At 60.0% G+C, this 19,236-nt stretch carries 21 protein-coding genes and 1 riboswitch; of the genes, 20 read left to right on the forward strand and 1 reads right to left on the reverse strand.

Features of this window, described 5'->3' with window-relative positions:
- Positions 1-33: 33 nt before the first annotated feature.
- From recA to GTO89_RS11970, 18 genes are all read left to right on the forward strand, one after another.
- Positions 34-1,071, forward strand: a complete 1,038-nt coding sequence (recA, locus tag GTO89_RS11885) for a recombinase RecA (RefSeq protein WP_161262318.1) — start codon at positions 34-36, stop codon at positions 1,069-1,071.
- Positions 1,068-1,646 (forward strand): regulatory protein RecX, encoded by a 579-nt coding sequence (locus tag GTO89_RS11890; RefSeq protein WP_161262319.1) that lies wholly within the window; start codon positions 1,068-1,070, stop codon positions 1,644-1,646. The genes recA and GTO89_RS11890 overlap by 4 nt, the downstream gene beginning before the upstream one ends.
- A gap of 371 nt (positions 1,647-2,017) precedes the next feature.
- The gene (rny, locus tag GTO89_RS11895; protein WP_161262320.1) at positions 2,018-3,547 is read left to right on the forward strand and encodes a ribonuclease Y; all 1,530 of its coding nucleotides are present in this window, start codon (positions 2,018-2,020) and stop codon (positions 3,545-3,547) included.
- Positions 3,548-3,695: 148 nt separating this feature from the next.
- Positions 3,696-4,217 (forward strand): hypothetical protein, encoded by a 522-nt coding sequence (locus tag GTO89_RS11900; protein ID WP_161262321.1) that lies wholly within the window; start codon positions 3,696-3,698, stop codon positions 4,215-4,217.
- 119 nt (positions 4,218-4,336) lie between these two features.
- Complete coding sequence (locus GTO89_RS11905) at positions 4,337-5,119, forward strand: TIGR00282 family metallophosphoesterase (RefSeq protein WP_161262322.1); 783 nt, start codon at positions 4,337-4,339, stop codon at positions 5,117-5,119.
- Positions 5,120-5,331: 212 nt separating this feature from the next.
- A complete protein-coding gene (locus GTO89_RS11910; RefSeq protein ID WP_161262323.1) occupies positions 5,332-5,592 on the forward strand; it encodes a stage V sporulation protein S in 261 nt (86 codons plus the stop codon).
- A 118-nt stretch (positions 5,593-5,710) separates the two neighbouring features.
- Positions 5,711-6,715 (forward strand): dipeptidase, encoded by a 1,005-nt coding sequence (locus GTO89_RS11915; protein ID WP_161262324.1) that lies wholly within the window; start codon positions 5,711-5,713, stop codon positions 6,713-6,715.
- A 296-nt stretch (positions 6,716-7,011) separates the two neighbouring features.
- Positions 7,012-8,193, forward strand: coding sequence for an LL-diaminopimelate aminotransferase (locus GTO89_RS11920; protein WP_161262325.1), 1,182 nt, complete (start codon positions 7,012-7,014; stop codon positions 8,191-8,193).
- 79 nt (positions 8,194-8,272) lie between these two features.
- Entirely contained in the window at positions 8,273-8,548 is a 276-nt protein-coding gene (locus GTO89_RS11925; RefSeq protein WP_161262326.1) for a translation initiation factor 2, read from the forward strand.
- A gap of 14 nt (positions 8,549-8,562) precedes the next feature.
- Positions 8,563-8,734, forward strand: a riboswitch (cobalamin riboswitch).
- A 65-nt stretch (positions 8,735-8,799) separates the two neighbouring features.
- Positions 8,800-10,032 carry a cobalt-precorrin-5B (C(1))-methyltransferase CbiD gene (cbiD, locus tag GTO89_RS11930; protein ID WP_328793911.1) on the forward strand — a complete coding sequence of 411 codons (1,233 nt, stop codon included), beginning with the start codon at positions 8,800-8,802 and terminating at the stop codon, positions 10,030-10,032.
- Positions 9,945-11,279 (forward strand): precorrin-6y C5,15-methyltransferase (decarboxylating) subunit CbiE, encoded by a 1,335-nt coding sequence (gene cbiE, locus GTO89_RS11935; RefSeq protein WP_161262327.1) that lies wholly within the window; start codon positions 9,945-9,947, stop codon positions 11,277-11,279. The genes cbiD and cbiE overlap by 88 nt, the downstream gene beginning before the upstream one ends.
- The gene (gene cobI / locus GTO89_RS11940) at positions 11,280-11,996 is read left to right on the forward strand and encodes a precorrin-2 C(20)-methyltransferase (RefSeq protein ID WP_161262328.1); all 717 of its coding nucleotides are present in this window, start codon (positions 11,280-11,282) and stop codon (positions 11,994-11,996) included.
- A complete protein-coding gene (gene cobM / locus GTO89_RS11945) occupies positions 11,993-12,760 on the forward strand; it encodes a precorrin-4 C(11)-methyltransferase (RefSeq protein ID WP_161262329.1) in 768 nt (255 codons plus the stop codon). The genes cobI and cobM overlap by 4 nt, the downstream gene beginning before the upstream one ends.
- The gene (locus GTO89_RS11950) at positions 12,757-13,959 is read left to right on the forward strand and encodes a cobalt-precorrin 5A hydrolase (protein ID WP_161262330.1); all 1,203 of its coding nucleotides are present in this window, start codon (positions 12,757-12,759) and stop codon (positions 13,957-13,959) included. The genes cobM and GTO89_RS11950 overlap by 4 nt, the downstream gene beginning before the upstream one ends.
- Positions 13,956-14,645, forward strand: coding sequence for a precorrin-3B C(17)-methyltransferase (gene cobJ / locus GTO89_RS11955; protein ID WP_235920446.1), 690 nt, complete (start codon positions 13,956-13,958; stop codon positions 14,643-14,645). The genes GTO89_RS11950 and cobJ overlap by 4 nt, the downstream gene beginning before the upstream one ends.
- The gene (gene cobK / locus GTO89_RS11960; RefSeq protein WP_161262332.1) at positions 14,642-15,478 is read left to right on the forward strand and encodes a precorrin-6A reductase; all 837 of its coding nucleotides are present in this window, start codon (positions 14,642-14,644) and stop codon (positions 15,476-15,478) included. The genes cobJ and cobK overlap by 4 nt, the downstream gene beginning before the upstream one ends.
- Positions 15,475-15,840, forward strand: coding sequence for a sirohydrochlorin chelatase (locus tag GTO89_RS11965; RefSeq protein ID WP_161262333.1), 366 nt, complete (start codon positions 15,475-15,477; stop codon positions 15,838-15,840). The genes cobK and GTO89_RS11965 overlap by 4 nt, the downstream gene beginning before the upstream one ends.
- On the forward strand, positions 15,840-16,460 hold the full coding sequence (locus GTO89_RS11970; RefSeq protein WP_161262334.1) for a precorrin-8X methylmutase: 621 nt from the start codon (positions 15,840-15,842) through the stop codon (positions 16,458-16,460). The genes GTO89_RS11965 and GTO89_RS11970 overlap by 1 nt, the downstream gene beginning before the upstream one ends.
- A 12-nt stretch (positions 16,461-16,472) precedes the next feature.
- On the opposite strand, the gene GTO89_RS11975 is transcribed toward GTO89_RS11970, so the two are convergent.
- Positions 16,473-17,024, reverse strand: a complete 552-nt coding sequence (locus GTO89_RS11975; protein WP_161262335.1) for an HD domain-containing protein — start codon at positions 17,022-17,024, stop codon at positions 16,473-16,475.
- Positions 17,025-17,058: 34 nt separating this feature from the next.
- Here GTO89_RS11975 and cobU point away from each other — a divergent pair, with 34 nt between their 5' ends.
- Positions 17,059-17,676 (forward strand): bifunctional adenosylcobinamide kinase/adenosylcobinamide-phosphate guanylyltransferase, encoded by a 618-nt coding sequence (cobU, locus tag GTO89_RS11980; protein ID WP_161262427.1) that lies wholly within the window; start codon positions 17,059-17,061, stop codon positions 17,674-17,676.
- A 2-nt stretch (positions 17,677-17,678) separates the two neighbouring features.
- Complete coding sequence (locus tag GTO89_RS11985) at positions 17,679-19,235, forward strand: cobyric acid synthase (protein ID WP_161262336.1); 1,557 nt, start codon at positions 17,679-17,681, stop codon at positions 19,233-19,235.
- The last annotated feature ends 1 nt before the right edge of the window (position 19,236 follow it).

A 19,236-nucleotide genomic window follows, 5' to 3' on the forward strand; every position in this document is an offset into this window, starting at 1 on the left:
AGGGTTCCTAATCGAAAAAGGGGGACTTGGAAGATGGCTGGCGACAACAAACTGCAGGCGTTACAGCAAGCGTTGAATTCGATTGAAAAGGCTTTTGGCAAAGGCTCGATCATGCGACTCGGCGAAGCGACGGCAAAACTCTCGGTGGAGATAATCCCCACCGGTTCCATCGCTTTAGACATGGCTCTCGGCATCGGCGGTGTTCCGCGAGGACGGATCGTCGAGGTTTACGGTCCTGAATCTTCCGGTAAGACGACAGTGGCCCTACATATCATCGCCGAGGCCCAGAAGATGGGCGGCATGGCGGCCTTCATCGATGCCGAGCATGCCCTCGATCCGGCCTATGCCCGCAATCTTGGCGTCGATATTGACAACCTGCTCGTCTCCCAGCCTGACACAGGCGAACAGGCCTTGGAGATCTGCGAAGCCTTAGTCCGCTCCGGCGCCATTGATGTGGTTGTCATTGACTCCGTCGCTGCGCTCGTTCCGAAGGCCGAGATTGACGGCGAGATGGGCGACACCCATGTGGGCTTGCAAGCGCGCCTCATGTCCCAAGCCTTGCGCAAATTGACCGGTGTCGTCTCCAAATCGAAAACCTGCTGCCTCTTCATCAACCAGATCCGTGAAAAGGTCGGCGTCATGTTCGGCAACCCCGAGACGACGCCGGGCGGACGGGCGCTCAAGTTTTACAGTTCTGTCCGGTTAGAGGTTCGCAAGGTGGAAACGCTCAAGCAGGGATCCGACATGATTGGCTCGCGCACACGGGTCAAAGTCGTAAAGAATAAGGTAGCTCCGCCCTTTAAAGTGGCTGATTTCGACATCATGTACGGTGAAGGCATTTCCCGCGAAGGCAGCCTGGTCGACCTGGCTGTCGACATGAGTATTGTCGAAAAAAGCGGCGCTTGGTACTCTTATAAGGGCGACCGTCTGGGACAGGGCCGTGAAAACGTCAAGGAATTCCTCCGCAACCACCCCGATCTGGCGGCAGAGATCGAGAACATCATCCGCGGACGCACCGAGAGCGCCCGTATCGCCGCCACTGCCGCGCCTGCCGCAGGAGACAGCGAGTGAGCGCAACCAGGGGGCTCGGCTTCGGCGGCATGGGGGGCAAAAGACAAAAGGAAAAAGAAGCAATCACGCCAGAGGAGGCCTGGTCAAAGGCCCTCCTCTGGCTTTCTCGTCGTTCCCTCAGCCGTCGCGAGGTGGAGACGCGACTGAAGCGGCTTGGCCTTGCTGAGGAGAATACCGAAGAAATCCTGGAACGACTGCGGGAAATCGGTTACCTCGATGACAGCCGTTTTGCCCGCTCCTTTGCCCGCTACCGCGTCGAAACGTCCTCCGCCGGCTCCCAGAGGCTGATGCGCGACCTGGCCGTCCGTGGCATTGAAGAGGTGGAAGCCAAAGCGGTCATCGAGGAGTTCCTCCCTGAGGCGGAGGAAGAGGCGCGAGCCCGCCGTCTCGCCGAAAAAAAACTGGCCGAATGGGCGCGCTCGGGACGATACGCTGACGGGGAAGAGCCGGCGAGAAGCCGGGACGTAGCCGCCCGTCTGGGCCGTCATTTGCAGCAAAAAGGATTTCCCTTGTCCATGATCTACCGACTGATCGACAGCCTGGAAGGGGAAGGGCGATTTACTTTTGATGTTTAGGCCTGATGCGGTCGACGCCGACGATGCCGTGGACAACTTGACACAATATCTGAAAAATATTAAAATGGTTAAAGGGAAGTTAAGGTTTTCGCGGAGTTTTTCTCGCCGCTTGTGACGGGCGTTTCTTATATATTACATTCTACAGCGTTCCCTACGTGTGAGGATATAGGAGCCTCTCAACCCTCTCCGGGTGCTGTGATGGGCATATAAGAAAATAGGCGTCACAGCCTGTTTACGTCAGGCTGTGGGTCATTCGCCATAGATACAGGTGGAATGAATCCTCCCGAAACCGAGTTTCTTCTCGGTTTTTTCTATTTTGCCAACTACTTCATTTTTGGTTAAGCGGAAAAGTGAGGAGGTGAAAGGACTCAATGGAATGGATTATCACTGGCTTAGTGGCCGTCATCGCTTTTGTTGGCGGGATTTTTTACCGGAAGTCCATTGCGGAAGGGAAAATCGGCTCTGCCGAAGAACGGGCGCGCCAAATCGTCGACGACGCTGTAAGAGAAGCGGAAGCGAAACGTCGCGAAGCGGTGCTGGCGGCCAAGGATGAAGTTCACCAGATGCGTTCCGAGGCCGAACGGGAAAACCGGGAACGGCGCAACGAACTGCAACGTCTGGAACGTCGTCTGTTGCAAAAGGAAGAGTCCCTGGACCGGAAGATGGAATCGATGGAGCGCAAGGAAGACAACCTGCAGCGCCGTGAAGATGAAATCGAAAAACTCCGGGCCGGACTGGCGGAAACGCTGCAAAAGCAGGTCGCCGAACTGGAACGGTTGTCTGGCTTGACTTCAGAAGAGGCGCGGACGCTGCTTCTGTCCAACATTGAAGACGAAGTGAAGCATGAAGCGGCCATGATGATTAAGACGATCGAGAATCAGGCCAAGGAAGAGGCGGAAAAGCGCGCTCGCGAGATCATTTCGCTGGCGATCCAACGCTGCGCCGCCGACCATGTGGCTGAATCGACCGTTTCTGTCGTGGCGCTGCCCAATGACGAAATGAAGGGCCGCATCATCGGCCGTGAAGGACGAAATATCCGCACCCTGGAGACGCTGACGGGCATCGATCTGATCATCGATGATACGCCGGAAGCGGTCATCCTCTCCGGTTTCGATCCCATTCGCCGCGAGGTGGCGCGGATCGCCCTGGAGAAGCTGATCCTCGATGGCCGGATTCATCCGGCGCGGATCGAAGAAATGGTCGAGAAGGCTCAAAAAGAGGTGGAACAACGCATCCGAGAGGAAGGCGAACAGGCCACCTTCGACACGGGCATTCACGGGCTCCATCCCGAATTGATCAAGCTCCTGGGACGTCTGCGCTGGCGCACTTCCTATGGACAGAACGTGCTCAAGCACTCGATCGAAGTGGCCCACCTGGCTGGCTTGATGGCCGCCGAATTGGGTGTCGATCCCGTCCTGGCTCGCCGCGCCGGTCTGTTGCATGACATCGGCAAAGCGGTCGACCACGAGATGGAAGGCAACCACGTCAGCATCGGTATCGATCTGGCCAAAAAATACCGCGAATCGCGGGAAGTCATTCACTGCATCGCCGCCCATCACGGCGACGAAGAGGCGCGCACCATCGAGGCGGTTCTGGTTGCGGCGGCAGACGCCGTTTCAGCGGCTCGGCCTGGCGCTCGACGGGAGACCCTCGAATCCTACATCAAGCGACTGCAAAAGCTTGAGGAAATCGCCGACTCTTTTGAAGGCGTCGAGAAAGCCTTCGCCATCCAGGCCGGACGCGAGATCCGCATCATGGTCAAACCGGACAAGGTGGATGATGCAGAGTCGCTCCGCGTCGCCCGGGAAATTGTCAAACGGATTGAATCTGAACTGGAATATCCCGGTCAAATCAAAGTCGTCGTCATTCGCGAAACCCGAGCGGTTGACTACGCCAAGTAAACCGTTGTCAAGCGAAGGCCGATCCGTTGCGGATCGGCCTTCCTGTTTTGCCAGCAGCTTTCTCCTAGGTTCGCGGACGAATAGGGAAGGATTTTGCCATCCTATGTAGAAACAGTTCACATTCGAATGCCGCGAGGAGTGACCCTTTTTGAGCTTGCGTTTTAAACAAGGACCGGAAGTGAACGGCAGCATGGGACTGTTGATCTCGATCCTGGTCCGCTATCCGGAAGTGGGCACCGTCAATTATGACCCGGCGCGCCGGGTTTTAAAGTTCACTTTTCTCCTGCAGCGCGAGAGTGGCAAGGACAAGTTGCCCGCCATCGCCGAGGGCGTCAAAACCGCGCTGGAGGTCTTTCATGAACTGGAAGGACTCTCGCCGTCGGTGACCTCTGTGGAACCGCGTGTGGGCGATGGCTTGGCCAGCCTGGAGGTCTATCGCGATGTGGAGAGCCTATCGCTGAATGAGATCGCCCTCCTGATCGATTTGCTGAATCAGCAGGCCGGGCAGGTCATCCTCTCGGAAGATGAGGGGGAGGCCTTGCAGGAAGAGGAGCGGTTGTGGCAGGAAGAACTGATCTCCCACATGCTGGACAGCCTGAAGAGCGGAGGGTATGATCAACAGGTCTATGCCTTCCGGGAAGAGGGACGGGTCATGGTCTATAATAAGTAAGCCATTGGACATAGATGAATCGGTTCCATGGAGAAACTGTGGTTGACAGCGGCCACAGTTTCCTGCATAGTGGGGAGACATGGCGAAAGAAAATGACGTACGTTGGAGGCCGAAGGGATTTGCGCATTCTGTTTATCGGTGATATCGTCGGCAAGCCAGGGCGGCGAGCCGTTGAGTTGATGGTGCCCAAGTTGGTCCGGGAACGGGCGATCGATTTCGTCATCGCCAACGGTGAAAACGCCGCCGGCGGTAACGGCATCACGCGAGAGATCACCCACGAACTGCTCGACCGGGGGATCCATGTGCTGACCATGGGCAACCATGTCTGGGACAAACGAGAGATCCTGGACTTTATCGATAGCGAACCACGTCTCATTCGGCCGGCAAACTACCCGATGGGCGCGCCGGGGCGAGGTTGGGGCGTCTTTACCCTGCCCGATGGCAAACGGATCGCCGTCGGCAATTTCTGCGGTCGTGTCTTTCTCGATAACCTGGATTGTCCCTTTTACGGAGTGGGCCGCATGCTCGAATCCTTGCACGGCCAGACCGATTATGTGTTCATTGACTTTCATGGCGAGGCGACATCGGAAAAGGTGGCCTTCGGCTATCACCTGGACGGCCGCGCGACGGCGGTGGTGGGGACCCACACCCATGTGCAGACGGCCGATGAGCGCATCCTCGCCGGCGGTACCGCTTATATCAGTGACGTCGGCATGACAGGCCCCTATGACTCTGTGCTGGGTGTGAAGAAAGAGGCGATCCTGCGCAAATTCATCACTGGACTGCCGGTCCGCTTCGAGACGGCGACAGGGCCGTTGCAGTTCTGCGCTGTTATCATCACCTTGGGTGATAAGGGCAAAGCCACGAAGATTGAACGGGTTTTCGAAAAGTTTGAGGGGTAACGGAAACACCTTCACAGGTATTCCATCGCGGTGATGAACCGTCGATAAAACGATGAAAGGCGCCTCTTATGCAGGGGGCGCCTTTGTTCGTGCTGGATCATAATTAACAGGATAAAAATGGAGAAAATATAGATTGAAAAAAAGCAATTTTCGGTGTAATCTAGAAACACACATTAGTGGAAATTACATGAAAAAACAGGGAGGCCGTTGACATGGAAGTGCTCAAAGTATCAGCCAAATCCAGCCCGAACCGAGTGGCAGGCGCCTTGGCCGGCGTGCTAAGAGAGCGAGGCGGCGCCGAGATCCAGGCCATCGGGGCGGGCGCCCTGAACCAGGCAGTCAAGGCGGTGGCCATTGCGCGCGGTTTTGAAGCCCTCCGGGGTGTAGACCTCATCTGTATCCCTGCCTTCACAGACATCCAGATCGATGGCGAAGAGCGGACGGCGATTAAGCTGATCGTAGAACCGCGCTGACGAGCCGTTTACAGCCTGCCTACATAGGACCTGCCTCTTTGCGGGCAGGTTTCTTGCTTTTTGAGACTTTTGTCCTGCTTCGATGTCATGTCAGAAGGAGACCATGAGGTTTGATGATATGAAAAAGGGAGAATCCATCACATCTTTGCAGGAGAAGGGAAGCCCCTTGATCCAGGTTGCCGATGCCCATTGTGATACCCTTTTGAAGGTTTGCGACGATGGCTTCTCCCTTTTCGATCAAGCCGGCGGCGCCGTCTGCGTCCGGGGACTGCAAGCGGGAGGGGTGGCGTTGCAATTTTTCGCCGCCTATATCGGCGAGGCCTATAAACCCTATGGGAGCCTCCGGCGTACACTGGAACTGATCGACGCCTATCACCGGATGATCCGGGAGAACCGCGACGTTCTCTTTTCTTTGTGTTGGAAAGAGGAACTCGCCGACACGGGGACCCGCTGCGGCGCATTGCTGGCAATTGAGGGCGGCGAAGCGCTGGAAGGCTCTCTCGACCTGCTGGATATCCTCTTTCGTCTCGGTGTCCGCTCCATAGGGTTGACCTGGAACCAGCGCAACCTTCTGGCCGACGGGAGTTGGGAGGAAGCAAGCAAAGGCGGCTTAACCCGTTTTGGGCGGCAGGTCGTTGAACGGATGGAGTACCTGGGAATGGTTGTCGATGCCGCCCATATCGCTCCGGCCGGTTTCTGGGATCTCAGTGCGTTGTGCCAGCGCCCCTGGCTGGTTTCCCATACCTGTTGCCGCAGTCTGCACGATCACCCCCGCAACATCGATGACCGGCAGATCGCTGCATTGGCGGCGCGGGGCGGCGTCATGGGGATCACCTTCTATCCGGACTTCCTCGGTGATGCCAGGGCCGGCGTGAAGGCAGTTGCCGATCACATCGAGCAGGCCTGCCAGGCTGGCGGCGGCTATGAACATGTCGGCATCGGCAGCGATTTTGACGGCGCTGACCGTTACGCCCTCGGCTTGGAGGGGGCTGAGCGTTTTCCGCGCTTGTGGGAGGCCTTGGGAGAAAGAGGCTTCTCTGACGAGCAGATTCGAGCGATTGGGTCGGGCAACCTGATGCGCCTGCTGGCCAAGAACCTCCCGGATCGACCGGTTGAACCGTAACAAGGGTTTGGCCTGGAAAAACGTGAGGTTCCTGTGTATGGCCAATAGAGGTGGAAGCAAAGAATAAGTGCAAGGAACGGAACGAAGGGGGAGGCCGCATGGAGCGTCGAGACCTCCATTGTGAACATTGCCTATACGCCGAACGTTTTGGAGATTGTCTGCCTTGCAATGAATGCTCCGATGGCAGTGAATACGAGCCGTCGATAGAAAAAGAAAGGGATTAAAACCTTGAAACATCCCCCGCTGTAGGTCTAGAATGAAAGGTAGCATTTTTTTAAGCGGGGGAGATACATACCATGTTTGATTGGAAACCGGCACGTCGAATGGCCAACCTCTCGTCTGCCATGTTCTCGCGTATGGATGCGTTGCGGCAAGAGGTGGAAGGCGGCGGCGTTGATGTGATTAATCTTGGCATCGGCAGCCCTGATCGTCCTCCGGCCCCCCATGTGCGGCAGGCCCTGATGGACGGTCTGGCCCGAGACGATGCCTTTGGGTATGCATTGACAGACGGGCTGATGGAGTTCAAGAGCGCTGTTGCCGATTGGTATCAACAACGGTTCGGAGTGACCCTTGACCCGAAGACAGAGGTCCTCTCCCTCATGGGATCCCAGGACGGTCTCGGTCATCTCGGTTTGGCCCTGTTAGATCCCGGTGACATCACCCTCGTCCCCGATCCGGGATACCCCATCTACTCAGCCGGTGTTCTTCTCGCCGAAGGCGTGCCGTATCCGCTACCGCTGGAACGAGAAAAGAACTACCTGCCTGATTTTGACGCCATTCCGGAAGAGGTCTTGCAACGGGCCAAGTTGATGATCCTGAACTATCCCAGCAATCCGATGGCCGCCACGGCGGAATTGGAGTTTTTCGCTCGTGTCGTCGACTTTGCGCGCCGCAACAGCATCATCGTGTTGCATGACGTGGCCTATTCGGAACTGGCCTATGACGGCTATCGTCCTGTCAGCTTCTTGCAAGCGCCGGGGGCCAAAGAGGTGGGTATTGAGTTCCACTCTGTCTCCAAATCCTATAACCTGGCCGGCTGCCGTTTGGGCATGGCTGTGGGCAACCGGGAGGTTCTTGCCGTTCTGGCTAACCTGAAATCCAACATCGATTACGGCGTCTTTAAGGCGGTGCAATGGGCAGCTGTGGCTGCGTTGCGCGGACCGCAGGCCATGGTTGAGGAAAACGCCAAGGCCTACCAGCGCCGGCGTGATGTGCTCGTCGATGGGTTGGCTCGCATCGGCTGGCAGATGGATAAGCCGAAGGCCTCCATGTTCGTCTGGGCGCCCGTGCCAGAGGGATTTGCCTCTTCTTTCGCCTTTGCCGAGGAGCTGCTGCGGGAAACGGGCGTGCTGGTCGTGCCGGGTAACGCTTTTGGTGAGCGGGGCGAGGGGTATGTCCGCATCGCCCTGGTCGTTTCCGAGGAGCGCCTGGCCGAGGCTGTCGATCGGATCGCCAAACGGTATCGTTTCGCCGGTTGATCGAAGTCTCTCTTATGGGATAGTTCGCCTGCCTTTGACATAAAATGGTGATAAGACACAGGCAGGAGGGCGTGGCGTCATGGGAGAAGGAAATCGTGAACCGCTGGAGGCGTTGCAGGATGAAGTGGACTACCTGCGCTCGCGGCTACATCAGTTGAGGCTCAGTCGCCGCGTGTTGATGGCGTTGCTGGAGACGGTGGACAGTGAACGGCGGGACGCCATCGCTCGCCTGGAGGCCGAAAACCGCCGCCTGAGGCGCTCAAGACGGGACGATTTGGAGAAACTATCCCTGATCCGCAGTGACGACAGAAAAGTTCTTTGGATTTGCAGGAATGACTCAAAAGACGGCGAATAATTTTATGTATCACATTACGCATATTCGGGGCAGGCGTCACTCACTGTGACGCAGGGAAGTCGGTGTGAATCCGACGCGGTGCCGCCACTGTGACGGGGAGGGCGCTTCTATGACCACCGGGGAACCGGGAAGGCGAAGCGGTTGATGAACCTGAGCCAGGAGACCTGACTGCCCCCACCGCAAGAACCCGCGCGCTACGGGGGAGGTGACCGGACCGGGGAATGGTCTGTTGATTTCCCAGGTTTGTATTTGTGTCAAATCCCACACCTTGCAAAGGGGTGTGGTTTTTTTATGGGCGGGGAGAGTGGGAACAACTGCGAAAAGGCTACACGACAGGATCCTGCGCTGCCGCTGCGGCCAAGGCGGCGACAGGCTTCCTCTACGGAACGCTTGCCGGGACAACCATTGACGCGACAGAGCTTCCCGCTGATTCGAAGATGCCGATCGACATCCCGCTGCCGCTGGGCGGCCGGTTGATCGTCCAAGCGGAGCGGGTGGAAGAGCAGGCGCCTTCTGTTGCCGTGAGCGAGAGCGTCACCTGCCAGGTGATCAAAGACGGCGGTGACGACCCTGACGCCACCCATGGCTTGGCGATTCGCGTGACCGCCTTGCCTGCGCCGGACGGGATACACATCGACGGGGGGCTGGGCGTCGGTCGGGTGACCAAGCCTGGCTTGGCCATACCGGTTGGGGAAGCGGCCATCAATCCGACGCCGCGCGCCATGATCACCGCCGCTGTGGGGGAAACGCTCCCTCCTGGACGGGGGGTTCGCCTGATCGTCTGGGTTCCTGAGGGGGAACGGGTCGGCCCATCGACATTAAATCCCCGCTTGGGCGTTGTTGGCGGCATCTCCATCTTGGGAACGACGGGCATCGTCAATCCCATGTCAGAAGAGGCCTTCAAACACAGCCTGGAACCGCAGATCGATGTGGCTCTTGCTGCCGGTCACCGGACTCTCCTGCTCACACCGGGTCACATGGGGCGGCGGGGATTGGAGCAGCGGGGAGCGCCCTCAGACGCCGTCGTGCTGACGAGCAACTTCATCGGTCATATGCTGGACGCCTGCGCCCAAAAAGGCGTCCGGGAGGTTCTGCTCTGGGGGCATGTGGGCAAGCTGGTCAAGGTGGCTGGCGGCATCTTCCACACCCACAGCCGGATCGCCGACGGGCGCCGAGAGATCATCGCCGCCCATGCCGCCGTCTGCGGACTGCCCCTTGAACTCGTCAAGGAGCTGTTGGAGGCCAACACGGCGGAAGCGGCGGTGGACCTGCTGACGAAGGCCGGACGACGCAACTTCTTCGATCACCTGGCCGATGTGGCTGCCGAAAAGGCGGCTGAACGTTTTCGCGGAACTGTTTCTGTCATATTCACAGATTTGAAGGGAGAACCGCTAGGGTGGAGTCGTCAAGCAACGCTTCCGGGACTGGACCGGGATTTCCGGTCACCGTCGTCGGCATCGGACCCGGCACAGACGAATATTTGACACCGGCCGCGCTGCAAGCCGTGGAGGAGGCCGATGTGCTCGTCGGAGGTCCTCGCGCGCTGGCGCTTTTTGCCAGATTCAACAAACCAGGCCGGATCATCGACCGCCATCTAAACGAACTGATCGAGTATATCGCTGTTGAGCGGTTATCAGGGCGTGTCGCTGTCCTCGTCTCCGGCGATCCCGGCTATTACAGCCTGTTGCCCCGTCTCACCGGCGCCCTCGGCGCCGAAGCGCTCCGGGTCATCCCAGGACTTAGTTCCTTGCAGATGGCCTTTGCCCGTCTCAAGCTGCCCTGGCAGGAGGCGACATGGAAGAGCATGCACGGTCGCCCTATGGAGGATGTCCTTGCCGCCCTCGACCATGCGGGCTGGGTTGCTTTCCTGACCGATCCGGACCATTCACCGGAAGCCATCGCCGCCTACCTGGATGCTCGGGGGGAGGGGGAGCGACGGGCTTTTGTGACGCGGAATCTTGGCTATGAAGACGAAACCGTCGAAGAGGGTACTGTACATACAATTGCACTCGTGAACACAGGCGCGTACAGGCCGGCTGTGTTGATCGTCCGTGGGGGCGTTGACGCCCGAACGGACCGCCGGGAGGGGATGCAACCGAATCCCCTTCCGGCGATCCTGCCAGGCGACGGTTCGATGGGCTCTTCCCCTTCGATCGCCGCCATCGGATTGCCTGATGACGTCTTCATCCGAGGTCAGGTTCCCATGACCAAATCGGACATCCGGGCGCTCACCCTGGTGCGAGCGCAGATCGGCCCTGGTGATATCGTCTGGGATGTCGGGGCCGGCACCGGATCGATCAGTGTGGAAGCGGCCTTGCAGGCGCGGGGCGGCCAGGTCTTCGCTGTCGAGCGTGGCCTGGTCGGTTGTGACCTGATCGAAGCCAACGGGCGGAAGCAGGGCGTGGACAATCTCGTCGTCGTGGCGGGCGAAGCGCCAGAGGCCTTAGGCGACCTGCCGGCGCCGAACGCCGTGATCATCGGCGGCTCCGGCGGAAAATTGCCTGAGATCCTGGAGACCATCTGGCGCCGGCTGCAAACGGGCGGTCGGCTCGTCCTCAACGCCGTCACCGTCGAGACGGTGGCCATGGCTACCCATTGGTTGAAACAAAAGGGAATTCCCTTTGAAGCAAGTCAAATTCAGGTGAACCGCCTGGACCCGGTCGGTTCGGTTCACCTGTGGAAGAGTCAGAACCCCGTGGTCATCATCTGGACCCGAAAGGAGAGTGGCTGAATGCTGGGAAGATTTTACGGCATCGGCGTCGGGCCGGGCGATCCGGCGCTGCTGACGCGGCGGGCCGTCGCCCTGTTGGAGACAACGCCGGTGATTTTTACGCCTCGTGGCAAAGGGGGCGGCGAAGGGGTGGCCTTGACCATCATTCGCGATGTTTTGCCGGAGACGACAGTGGTGGCGCCGCTGCACCTGCCCATGACCCAGGATGATCGTCTCTTGCGGGACGCCTGGGAGCAAGCGGCGCGGCAGATTTACGATGTGTTGTCTGCCGGCAAAGACGCCGCCTTCATCACCATCGGCGACTGTCTGCTTTTCTCCACCTATGGCTACCTATTAAAATCGCTTCGGGCGATTGACCCCGCCATCATCGTCGAGAGCGTGCCGGGCGTGACCTCCTTTTCCGCCAGCGCTTCCCGGCTGAATCTTCCCCTTGCGGAAGGAGAGGAACCTTTGCTTGTCGTCCCGGCTTTGCGGGATCCCGAGGAACTGCGACCGCTCTTGCGGCAGTTTCCCAACCTGGTTCTGATGAAAGTGGCTTCTCGCTTCGACGAGATCTTCCGGGTGTTGCAAGAGGAGGGGCGCGCTGAATCAGCCGCCTTTGTGACCCGCTGCGGCACGCCGGAGGAACAGATCGTCACCGATCTGGCTTCCCTGGTTGGGCAGAAGCTCGATTATCTCAGCCTGTTGATCGTTAAAGAAAAGGGGGTGCCAGTATGATCAGCTTTATTGGCGCAGGACCGGGCGATCCCGATCTGATCACTGTCAAGGGACAGAAGCGCCTCGCTGAGGCCGATGTGGTCATCTTCGCCGGATCGCTCGTCAACCCGGCCGTCCTGCATGTTTGCAAGGCTGGCGCGGAGATCCACGACAGTGCTTCCATGACCCTTGAAGCGGTGCTGGCCGTCATGAAGCGGGCGGTGGGCGAGGGAAAAAAGGTGGCGCGGGTGCATACGGGCGATCCCAGCATTTACGGCGCTATCCGTGAACAGATGGACGCCCTTGACGAACTGGCCATCCCCTATGAGGTGATCCCTGGTGTCAGTTCCTTCTTAGCCGCTGCGGCGAGCCTGCGCAAGGAATTTACCCTGCCTGATGTGTCCCAGACGGTGATCATCACCCGCTTGGCCGGCCGGACGCCGGTGCCGGAAAAGGAATCCCTGTCCAGCCTGGCGCAGCACAAAGCGTCCCTGTGCATCTTTCTTAGCACCCATCTGCTGGATCAGGTGACGGCTGAATTGATTTCCGGCGGCTATCGGGAAGACACGCCGGCTGCTGTCGTCTATAAAGCCTCCTGGCCTGACGAGAAAGCGGTTCAAGGCACCTTGGGCGACATCGCCGGCAAGGTGGCCGAGGCAGGAATCGCCCGGACGGCCATGATCATGGTCGGCCAGTTTCTCGAAGGCCCCTATAGCCGTTCGCTCCTCTATCACCCCGAGTTCACCCACGGATACCGGGAGGCGGAACGGGGGAGCGGCCAGTGAACGTGCTGGCGTTGACGCCAGGGGGAAGCGCCCTGGCGCAGCGCATCGGCGCGGCCTTTCCGGAGGCGCGCCTGTGGCTGCCGGCTGCCTGTGCTGAAGACGTCGGTGGCGCCGGAGACGCCGGTGACACTGACACTACGAGAAGGGAAAGACCTTCAGAGGGGCCTGTCGCCGCTGTTCCGGCCGGGGAAGCGATCACGCGCTGGCGGCCACCTTTGCGGGAGACCTTCGGTCAAATTTTTGCCGAGGGAAAACCGCTCCTGTTCATCGGCGCTCTTGGCATCCTTGTGCGAATGCTGGCGCCGCGGATCGCCGACAAACGCACCGACCCGCCGGTGATCGCCCTTGATGAAGGGGGGCGCTTCGTGATCAGCATCCTGTCCGGTCACTGGGGCGGCGCCAACGAACTGGCAGAAGAGGTAGGCCGGCGCATCGGCGCCGTTCCGGTGATCACGACGGCGACCGATGTGAATGCATTGCCGGCTGTCGATACCTTCGCCCGCCGCTGGGGCGCCCGCGTTGAACCGTGGGGGGCCGTAAAAAAAATCGCCTCGGCCCAACTGCGGGGCGAACCGGTTGAGTGGCTTGCCGACGAACGATTCTTGCCCCTTTTGAACGAATTGGAAGGGGCCTTTCCCTGGCAGCCACGGCGAGAGTCACTGCCGACCGGTTCGCCCGCGGAGGCAACGCCTTCGGGCAAAAGGGAAGCAGCGGCCCGGCGGGTGCTGTTCTCTTCCCACTGGGATGAGCCGCCCGTCGATCTCCGGCTTTTTCCCCGCTCTATCGTCGCCGGGATCGGCTGTCGCCGCGGTGTCTCCCTGGAACAGGTGCTGCGAGCCTTCCGGGAAGCCTGTCAAGCAGCGGCTGTCCATCCCCACTGCCTGGCCGCCATCGCCAGCGCCTGGGTGAAGGCCGAAGAAAAGGCACTGCTCGACCTGGCGAAGGAGTACAAGGTGCCCTTTTTGACCTTTTCCGCCGACCAAATCCAAGCCTGCTGCGCCAGCCACCGGGAGATCGGCGGTTCCCAGTTTGTGACTGACGCGATTGGAGTGAAAGCCGTATGCGAACCGACTGCGCTATTGACGCACCCGCAAGCGCGACTTCTTTTGAAGAAAAGGGCTGTCGGCCCAGTGACTGTGGCGCTGGCCGAGGTACCTTGGCCGTCATCGGATTGGGACCGGGCAACCGCGACCAGATGACAGGACGGGCGCTGCAAGCCATCGCCGAAGCTGACGCGATTGTCGGCTACAGCACCTATGTGAAGCTGATCGAGGACCTGATCGAGGGAAAAGATGTGCGCGCCTCGGGCATGCGCAAGGAGATCGACCGGGCTTGCCTGGCCGTCGATCTGGCGCTGGAAGGAAAAGCGGTTGTTGTCGTATCCAGCGGCGACCCTGGCGTCTATGGCATGGCCGGCGTGGTCCTGGAAGCGGTGCAACAGCGGGAAGCGCAGGGGAAAGTCGCCGTTGAGGTGATCCCCGGCGTCACCTCGGCCACCGCCGCCGCCGCCGTTCTCGGCGCGCCGCTGATGCATGATTTTGCCGTCATCTCCCTCAGCGACCTGCTCACCCCCTGGGATCTGATCCGGCGGCGCGTTGAGAGCGCTGCTGCTGGCGACTTCATCATCACCCTCTACAACCCGAAAAGCACCAAGCGGGTGCACCAGATTGAAGAGGTTCGCCAATTGTTGCTTCAGCACCGTTCTCCGGAGACACCGGTCGGCATTGTTCGCAACGCCCGCCGGGAGGGGGAGGAACGGGTACTCACCACACTGGGCGAGTTTTTGGAGCACCCCATCGACATGTTTACCGTTCTGGTCATCGGCAACTCCCAGACCTACATCCGGGACGGTTGGATGATCACCCCGCGGGGATACCGCTGGTGATCTGGGTTGTCGCCGGAACAAAGGATGCTCGCCACCTGATCGAGAGGATATGGACGGCGGGACTGCCCGTGTTCGCCAGTGTCGTGACTGAATATGGCGCGCAGCTTCTTCAGGCCTCTTTTTCGGGTGCGGTGCCCATCCATCAGGGAGCCATGGATCTCCCGGCGATGACCGCCTTTGTCCGGGAGAAAGGAATCAGCGCCGTGATCGATGCCACCCATCCCTTCGCCCGCGCCGTGTCGGAGAATTTAATGCAATTGGCCGCTGGCGAGCGCATCGCCTATCTTCGCTATGAGCGACCTTCCATCGGCCTTGCCGAATACGCCGATCTGATCGCAGTGGGAAACTGGGAAGAGGCCCTTGCGGCGCTCGCGGCGGCCCGGGAAGGGGATACCGTGTTCCTGGCCACGGGCAGCCGATCGCTCCCCCAGGTGGTGCCGCCATTGCTGCAAAAGAAGCTTCGCCCCGTCGCCCGGATCCTGCCTGACCTGGAGTCGCTGCGGCAATGCCTGGAACTGGGCCTTCAGCCCGATCAGATCATCGCCATGCAGGGCCCTTTTGATGAAGACCTGAACCGGGCCATGTTTGCGCAGACAAAGACCCGTTGGCTCGTCACCAAGGAGAGCGGCGCTGTCGGCGGCGCTGACGCCAAGCTCCGCGCCGCCGCCGGAATGGGCTTGAGGACGATTCTGATCCGACGTCCAAGCTTGTCCTATCCCCATGTGACCGGCAATCACGAGGAAGCCTTGGCCTGGGCCAAGGCGCAGATAAGGAAAGAACCGAACGCAGCCGATGACACACGAGTGAATCAGGAAAAGGAGAGGTACTGGTGAAAACAGGGATTTTGATGATCGCCCACGGCAGCCGCCTCCAAGAGGCCAACAACCATGCTGTGGCCATCGGTCGCATGGTGCAGGAGAAGCACGGGATCGAGCCGCTGGTCGTCTGTTTTATGGAATTGGCGAAGCCGAGCATGGCCGATGGGCTCGCTCAACTGGTTGAAGCCGGTGTGGACGATGTGAAGGTGATCCCGCTCTTTTTGTATAACGGTGTTCACATTCAGAAGGATATCCCAGAAGAACTGGAAGAACTGCGCAAAATCTATCCGCACATCCACGTGACGGTGGGACGCCCTCTGGGCGCCGACGAACGCATCGCCCAGTTGATCGTTGAGCGCATCCAGGAGGTCAGTTAATGGATTACATCACCGATCCCCGCGCTATTGAATCGAAAAGCATGGACATCATCGACGGTCTGCTCGGCCCGCTGCCCATCTCCGAAGGGGAGCGCAAAGTGATCAAGCGCGTCGTCCATACGACAGGTGATCCCGAGTTCGCCAAACTGGTCCGCTGGAGCGACGGCGCCGTTTCCACCGGCATCACCGCCTTGGCCCGGGGAGCATCGGTGTACACCGATGTGAACATGGTCCGCGTTGGCGTCAACAGCCGCCTCCTGGCCGGAAAAGGGGCCGACGCCGTCTGCGCCATCAGCGAGCCTCGTGTCATCGCCGAGGCGCAGCGAACGGGCAAGACGCGCGCCATGACCGCTTTCGAACTGCTCGCGCCTGAGATGGACGGCGCCGTCATCGCCATCGGCAACGCGCCGACGGCGCTCTTCCATCTCCTGTCGATGGTGAAGGAAGGCCGTTGCCGCCCAGCGCTCATCGTCGGCACACCGGTGGGATTCGTCGGCGCCGCCGAATCGAAGGAAGCCCTGACCGAGGCGGACGTGCCCTTTATCACGGTGAGGGGAAACAAAGGCGGCAGCACAGTCGCCGCCGCCATCGTCAATGCCATGTTGTTGCAGATGCCCTGAGGGGATAGGGGATCAGCAACGGTTGTCCGCCTGCTGAAGCAACGAAAAGAGCCGGCTTTTATCGCAACTGTCACAGCCACCGCTATGGTGACAGCGGATCAGCGCCACCAGGGCCGGTGTCCAGCGGCGACGGGTCGCTTCCTGGGCGCCAAGGGAGGCATGATCGGCCAGGACGGCCAGGGGCTTACCCACCAGAGGCCAGCTGTGAAAGCCCTTGTACTTCCCTAAGCGAGCGGCGAGGAGCACATAGAGGATGCGATGGAACAAGCCGATGTCCCCATTGCGCTTGCCCATATCGTGGAGCAGCGCCGCTTTTAGCAGCAGCTGCTCTTCCTCGGCAGTCAGTGGTTCAGTGAACTGTTCGCCGACTGCCTGGCGGCAAAGACGAGCCACATCGAGGGCATGGCGGCGGTCGGCAGGGGCCATCTCCAGGAAGACGGTTCGTTCTTCCGGAGTAAGGAAGGCGTCAACCCAGGCCAACTCGGCGGGAGAAAAGCGCGGTCGCCAGGCGCGCTGGACCTGCCGGCAACGATAGATGATTTTAGAAAAAAACTCTGTCTTCATGCAGTCAGTATAACACGAAGAGGCGTTGACATTGATGCACATTCACCCTGGAGAATTGGTGCTCGTCACCGGTGGGGCCCGGAGCGGAAAAAGCGCCTGGGCGGAACAACTGGCTGTTGAGGCGGCTGGCGCCACGCCGGAACAGGTGGTTTACGTGGCCACCGCCGGCGTTTTTGATGAGGAGATGCGTCGCCGCGTCAACACACACCGCCAGCGTCGCCCTGCTGCTTGGCAGACCGTTGAAGAACCGGTCGATCTGGAGCGAGTCATCGACGAGTGGGACCAGGCAGGGCGGGTGATCCTGATCGACTGCCTGACCTTGTGGACCACCAATCTGATGCTCCCGGAGTACCGGGAAGAAGATTGGAATACGCAAAAAGAGGATGCCATCGTCGATCTGGCCCGGCGGACGGCCAAGCGAGCCAGCCTATCGAAAGCGACGGTGATCGCCGTCGGCAACGAGGTGGGTTGGGGAATCGTGCCGCCCGAACCGATCAGCCGCGCCTTCCGTGATGCGGCAGGCCGGGTGCAGCAGGCCTTTGCTGCCGAAGCCCACCGGGTCTATCTCACCGTCTCCGGCTGCCCGCTGCAGGTGAAAGGCGCCCAAGCGCCGCTACAGGGAATCTGCCCACAGGGGAAGGGAGCGGAGTAACCATGGCCAAAGCCATTATGATGCAAGGCACCAGTTCCAACGTCGGCAAGAGCGTGCTGGCGGCGGCCCTTTGTCGCATCTTCTATCGCGACGGGCAAAAGGTCGTTCCCTTCAAGTCCCAGAACATGGCCCTCAACTCCTATGTCACCCGCGACGGCGGCGAGATGGGGCGGGCCCAAGTCGTCCAGGCGGAGGCAGCCGGGCTGGAACCGCAGGTGGAGATGAACCCGATTCTCCTGAAGCCGACCGGGCAGGCGTCATCCCAGGTGATCGTCCTGGGCCGGCCCATCGGCAACATCAGCGCCCGTGAGTACCATCTCGAATATGCCACCTCTGCCCTGGATACGATTCAGTCCTGTCTCGACAAGTTCCATGCCGAGTATGACGTCATCGTCATCGAAGGCGCCGGTTCACCGGCCGAGGTCAACCTAAAGGCGCGCGATATCGCGAACATGCGGGTCGCCAAAATGGCCGATGCGCCGGTGCTGCTGATCGCCGACATCGACCGCGGCGGCGCCTTGGCGTCAGTCGTCGGCACCCTGGCGTTGCTCGACCCGGATGAGCGGGAACGGGTCAAAGGGATCGTCATCAACAAATTTCGCGGCGATATCTCCCTACTCCAGCCGGCCATCGACTTTTTGGAGGATTATACGAAGATCCCTGTTCTCGGCGTGATCCCTTACTTCCGAGGGCTGAACATCCAAGAAGAGGACTCGGTGGCTCTGGAGAAAGCGGAACGGCAGGTTCCTTCCGGGGAGATGCTGGACATCGCCGTCATCCGGCTGCCGCGCATCTCCAACTTCACTGACTTGGACGCCCTGGAAGCGGAAGGGGTGGCTCGGGTTCGCTATGTTGAATCGGCGGCAGAACTGGGCAAGCCTGATCTGGTCATCCTGCCGGGCACAAAAAACACCATCGAAGACATGCGCTGGCTCAACGAAAAGGGGATCGACAAAGCGCTCCAGGCCCATGCCGCCGGCGGCGCCCCCCTTTGGGGCATCTGTGGCGGCTATCAGATGCTGGGCCGCGAAATCGCCGATCCGACCGGCGTGGAAAGCTCCCTGCCCGCCATCGCCGGACTGGGGCTGCTCGATATGGTGACGACGATGGAGGCGGAAAAAGTCACTCGCTTGGCGACGGCCACCCTCTGCGGCCCGGGTCCCTTCCTGTCGCCCTTGCAAGGGCTGACCGTCCGGGGGTACGAGATCCACATGGGCCAAAGCATCCCCGGCGGCGACCAGCCTGCCTTTTGCCGGATCCGGCAGCGCGGCGACGAGACGGTCGACGTGGTCGATGGGCTCGTCGGCGGCGACGGTCTCATCATCGGTTCGTATCTCCATGGCATCTTTGACAACGAGCCGCTCCGCCATCACCTCTTGAACACCTTGCGTCGCAAAAAAGGCCTGCCGGAGATTGACTTTGCCGGCATTCCTTCAATCCGGGAGCGGCGTGAGCAGGATTATGACCGCCTGGGCGAGATCGTCCGGCAAAACCTGCGCATGGATCTGCTCTATGAGATCGTCGGACTTCAAGGCGCCGCCGGTCCGCAGGCCCGGTGAT

Origin of the sequence: Heliomicrobium gestii, from assembly GCF_009877435.1 — a bacterium.
In the GTDB taxonomy this organism is placed as follows: domain Bacteria; phylum Bacillota; class Desulfitobacteriia; order Heliobacteriales; family Heliobacteriaceae; genus Heliomicrobium; species Heliomicrobium gestii.